The organism is Candidatus Regiella insecticola LSR1 (assembly GCF_000143625.1).
Lineage (GTDB): Bacteria > Pseudomonadota > Gammaproteobacteria > Enterobacterales > Enterobacteriaceae > Regiella > Regiella insecticola.
The window spans coordinates 1,678-4,838 of record NZ_GL379688.1; the positions used below are offsets into that span (position 1 = coordinate 1,678).

The following is a 3,161-nucleotide window of genomic DNA, read 5'->3' on the forward strand; positions in this document are numbered from 1 at the left end:
ATTTTAAATATTGAGCCCTTAAGCTGGAAAAACAGTAAGGGTGAAAGCATGTTAAATCTGAATGTGGAATTGATAGATCCAGCCACGAATACAACTATCGCCAATAATACTCTAGAGAAATCATTTCTGGCTCAACGTGTAAAAAAAAATGATGCGACACTGACTATTCCACAAGCTATGGCCACGCATTTAACAATGCAAATTGAACTACTCGCTGGATACAATGCTGAAGAATCACAAAAACTCGCTGAACAACAAGTTCAAGGCTTAGTAGCAATGGGAAAAATATTTAGATTAACAACAAATAAAGACGATACCATAAGCAGTAGTTTTCACTACGCCGATAATCAAATCGATCTGAATAATAAAAAACTATACAGGAATTTATTGGATTATTTGGGTTATTTAATCCAATAAATGAAGAGCCAACACCTGAGCATCCTTCTGAACAAACGCCCTCCCCCGAACAATAAAAGGACAGCACCCTACATTTGCTAAGAGTCTGTTCTCTGATGTTTTAGACTGCTTGCATAACACTACTGGTAGTGTGAATTCTGCGTTACTTTGTGTTTGTAATCCTCATACTCGTACCCCGTAGCGCGGGGTGGTGCGACTTCCTCATCCCTGGTTATGGTTTTGTAAGTAGTCTATTTAAAAAGTGGTTTAAAATGTTTATTTACGTTATCTAAATTGTACTTTTTCGACTATTTTTTTCTCAATCGAGTTTTTCTATTGTAAAAAGCAAAGAAATTAAATTTATGTTGTAACTAATAAAAGAAATTAATATAACTTAGTCGATAGAATGAATTCTCAATTTTCCAAACTTGAATCTGTACTCAGCAAACTCAATCATCAATTAATACAGTAGAAGATTTCAAATAGATGCTAACTGGCATGCTAGATTAAAAACGGGGCTCTTGCTGAGTAAGACAATAGACCTCTTTGGAAACCGTAGCGAGTGACGCGAATCCTGCGTTGCCCGGTGCGCGCAATCCTCATGTACTTTATGTTAACGAAGGTTGCTGTGCGCCGGGCGCCTTGACTCCGCATCACTCGCTACGGTTTCCAAAGAGGTCTAATGAATCCCTCCCCCTCCGATGGCAATAGCATCAATATTAATCATAACAATGTCACGTTTAGGGTATAACTCTTCCAATTTTTCTGCAGCAGCTCTATCTGCTTTTTCATCACAAAATTCTGGCATGATAACCGCGTTGTTACATACATAATAATTAATGTAACTCGCAAAAAAATTGTCAGAAACATATTTTTGACGGATTGTTCTAGGGGCTTCAAGAGTAATAATATCCAATTTACGTCCCTTAGCATCCACCGCCTTACGCAGAATATCAAGGTGACATTGAGTTATCTGGTAATCATAGGACAAAGGATCCGATTCATAACCTGCAACAACCATACCTGGTTTAACAAATTTGACATAACCATCAGTATGGCCATCCGTAATATCTTGATCTCTTATCCCGGGAAGCCAGATTATTTCTTCTAGCCCGAGTAATCTTTTCAACTCATTTTCACATTCAGTTTTATTAATACCCAAATTTCTATTGCTATTAATAATACAGCTTTCGGTAAAAATAGCTGTTCCATCTCCGTCGACGACTATTGCTCCTCCTTCTAATATTAATCGAGTCTTGATTAATTCAGCTCCACTTTTTTCAATGATAAATGAAGCAACTTTAGCATCACGATCATGTTTTTGCTTATTTCCCCAACCATTAAAGTTAAAATCGATAGCGGCTTTACGATGTTGTTGATCGAAAACAAACACTGGCCCGGTATCTCGCATCCAAACATCATCTAGAGGATGGATAATTAATTCTACTTTAGATCCCATCAATTGAAGTTTCAGAGAAATTTGGCCTTACCTGTAGACCTTTTCGTGCAGAGCTACAGCAACTTTTTTCTGTAAATACACCTTGTATCCTGCATTGGTCATTTGATCACTTTGTTGTTCTCAAAACAATTAAGCGTTCTTATGCAATCATTCATGATCCAGCCTGTGGTCAAAGAAAAATTAGCCTTTCTGAGCTATCAAATTGTTTTACCGGCATCGCGATCGAACTGTGGCCGGGAGCGTTATTTGAAAAGAAAAATACAGAGCTACGTTTAACTCTTTGGGATATGTTTACAGGCGTGCGAGGCAAATTAAAATTACTTTGCACTGTGCTTCTTGTGTCCTGCGCAGTCGAAGGCCTGACATTAATGATCCCCCTATTCTCTCAATTTGTTATTGATACTGTTTTGCAAAATAGCGATATGGGTTCGCTTACCTTCATGATTGCACTATTTCTTTGCATAGTGGTAATAAGATCTATTTTATCCTGGTCACGCTCCTGGATTATTGCATCCACGAAATATGCTATCGGCCTGCACTGGTCTGAGGGAGTGTTTACGAAACTCATAAGCTTACCTGTGGCTTTTTTTGAAAAGCGGACACTGGGAGAAATGGCATCGCGGATACAGTCGCTCGAAGAAATCAAAGAGGCTTTTACAGCGCGAACAATTGGCGCCATTCTCGATTTAGTGCTAATCGTCTTTATTGCAGCTCTTATGTTCGCTTACAGTTCTCTAATAGCCGTTGTCGTCCTGCTACTTGCGGGGGGTAAGCTATGCTACTTTTAAAGTGATGAGCTTTCAGCGCTACAGCGCTACGCTAACTGAGATGATCACCCGGATAGCCGCGCAATACAGTTTTTTATATGGAAACAGTGAAAGCTATCCCAGCCATTAAAATGCTTGGCTTGGCCGACAAACTTAAACTTAAATGGCTAAACCTCTGTAGTGAAGCGGCTGTGTCTAACATTCGTCTTTTCCGCATTGATTTTTTCTCACAGGTTTTTTCTCTTGCGATTACCGGGCTAACATCAGGCGTGGTTATCTATTTTGGCGTAAATCTGGCTGAAAGCGGCAAGTTTACTGCTGGTGCCATGTTTGCTTTCATGCAGTTTTCCGATTTGTTTATTACGCGCGTGGTTAATTTCAGTGATGCGTTGTATCAATTCCGGCTCTTGCCGACCCACATAAACAGGTTAAACGATATCGCACTGACAAAAAGCGAACCAACATCAAATACCGAAAACAGTAATTTTTTCATCACTTCAGGGAAAGTTGAAGTTAAAGCGCTCTCGTTTACTTACAAC

General features: G+C 39.3%; 4 protein-coding genes and 1 pseudogene. 4 read left to right on the plus strand and 1 reads right to left on the minus strand.

Translation table 11 applies throughout. The annotated features are described in order from the left end of the window. Positions 1–417, plus strand: a 417-nt coding sequence (locus REG_RS14900; RefSeq protein ID WP_176603516.1) for a DUF945 family protein, incomplete at its 5' end; no start/stop codon positions are given. Positions 418–1,075: 658 nt separating this feature from the next. On the opposite strand, the gene REG_RS09465 is transcribed toward REG_RS14900, so the two are convergent. Beyond that, positions 1,076–1,855 carry an agmatine deiminase family protein gene (locus tag REG_RS09465; protein ID WP_006705435.1) on the minus strand — a complete coding sequence of 260 codons (780 nt, stop codon included), beginning with the start codon at positions 1,853–1,855 and terminating at the stop codon, positions 1,076–1,078. A 2-nt stretch (positions 1,856–1,857) separates the two neighbouring features. On the opposite strand from REG_RS09465, the pseudogene REG_RS14720 reads away from it, so the two are divergent. From REG_RS14720 to REG_RS10905, 3 genes and pseudogenes are all read left to right on the plus strand, one after another. After that, a pseudogene (locus tag REG_RS14720) lies at positions 1,858–2,031 on the plus strand (cysteine peptidase family C39 domain-containing protein); the annotation flags it as partial. A gap of 111 nt (positions 2,032–2,142) precedes the next feature. Next, positions 2,143–2,643: an ABC transporter transmembrane domain-containing protein gene (locus tag REG_RS10900; protein ID WP_006705436.1), complete on the plus strand. Its 501-nt coding sequence runs from the start codon at positions 2,143–2,145 to the stop codon at positions 2,641–2,643. 77 nt (positions 2,644–2,720) lie between these two features. Continuing rightward, on the plus strand, positions 2,721–3,161 hold a 441-nt coding region (locus tag REG_RS10905; RefSeq protein WP_006705437.1), incomplete at its 3' end, for an ABC transporter transmembrane domain-containing protein.